At 47.2% G+C, this 1,272-nt stretch carries 2 protein-coding genes; both read right to left on the bottom strand.

What is annotated here, in order from left to right; translation table 11 throughout:
• Window positions 1-736, bottom strand: a 736-nt coding sequence (locus tag Q0256_RS07500; protein ID WP_297961798.1) for a hypothetical protein, incomplete at its 3' end; no start/stop codon positions are given.
• 267 nt (window positions 737-1,003) lie between these two features.
• A complete protein-coding gene (locus Q0256_RS07495; protein WP_297882160.1) occupies window positions 1,004-1,204 on the bottom strand; it encodes a hypothetical protein in 201 nt (66 codons plus the stop codon).
• Between the last annotated feature and the right edge of the window lie 68 nt (window positions 1,205-1,272).

The following is a 1,272-nucleotide window of genomic DNA, read 5'->3' as shown; positions in this document are numbered from 1 at the left end:
CGCGCCAGCCATCCGGTCCATCCGCCGCAAGCTCGAATTTATCGAAATCAAAATCGAGCTTCACGCGGAATTTAACGTTAAAATTTGCGTCCGTAAAAACTAGCTCGTTAGCACCCTCTATTTCGCCATTTTCGCCCGCTTCGCCCACGCGAATGCAATATCCGCCTTCAACGCGCTGCGCCTGCGTCATAGGGCAGGCTTTAGCGATGATTTTAAGCTCGCAACTGCTCAAATTTAAGCCGTAAATTTGACCCGAGCGCGTAAAAATCAAGAAATTTAGCTCATCTTGCTTAAAAATCGCCGTGCAGCCCCTTAATCGCTTTCGCATGCCCGTCTGCGTCTCAAAATCGTAAATAAAAAGCGTGTCATCGGTCGCCGTAATAGCCTTTTTATAGCCGTCCTTGCTACTTAGCGCGATAAAATTACCGTATTTTAGCACGCCCTTTTTGTGCTTTGAGATGAGCGCGAGATCCGCGGCGTTAAATTTATAAATCGTGTCAATAAAGCCCAAAACTACGAGCGTGCGGCCGTCATCGTCAAAGGTCGCGGCACGGGTAAAATCGCGAAAAGGCGCGCCGGCTAGCTGCTCGCCGCTTTCGAGCGAGAATTTTCTAAGCTTCATCTGCTTTTGCTCGTCGTTATCGCCTGCGTAAAATGCGCGATCGCCCTTTATCAGGACGTTTTCGCCGATATCGCGAAGTCTGTTTTGAAGCCTGCTTTGCCATAAAATTTTCATCCGTCGCTCCTTCCGTCTGCGCGTAAAAAACACAGCGCGATTTATTGCCATTAATTTGCGCTAGCGGTTTTATCGGCGCGCATGCTAATCCTTGAATTTATTGCCTTAAAATTTACGCTATTTGTGCGGCACTCGGTATCGGTCAAATCGGCATCTGAGCCGTGCTTCGCTAGCAAATTTATCCGCATAGCGTTTGGACCGGACTAGAAAGAAATTTAACCGTGCGCTGTTTGAGCGAAACCGCAAAATTAGCCTTGCAAATTTAGATCATTTTTTCGGTTTATTTTCTTTGATATAGTCCACGGCGATGCGCTGGCAGGCGATCTTGTCGTTCTTTTCGAGGCATAAAGTCTCCAGCTCCTCGCGGCTGAAATTTTTGTAATCCTTGATTGTCTTTTTGCCGCCGCCTCCCATCACGAAGTATATAAGAGCCGCTAAAATCGCCATCGCAGCGATTAATCTAAGCATGATTACCTCCTAAATTTCATAGATTTTGCGCCAAATGTGCGAGCGAATTCGGCGCGTATCTGTTTAAA

This window comes from uncultured Campylobacter sp. (assembly GCF_937949835.1).
Classification (GTDB): Bacteria; Campylobacterota; Campylobacteria; order Campylobacterales; family Campylobacteraceae; genus Campylobacter_B.
Note: the sequence above shows the minus strand (reverse complement) of the source record. Positions and strands in the feature narration are given on the sequence as shown.

Bases quoted from the DNA above. Each gene is read 5' to 3' on its own strand.
- Q0256_RS07495 (WP_297882160.1), bottom strand. From the start codon at position 1,204: ATGCTTAGATTAATCGCTGCGATGGCGATTTTAGCGGCTCTTATATAC.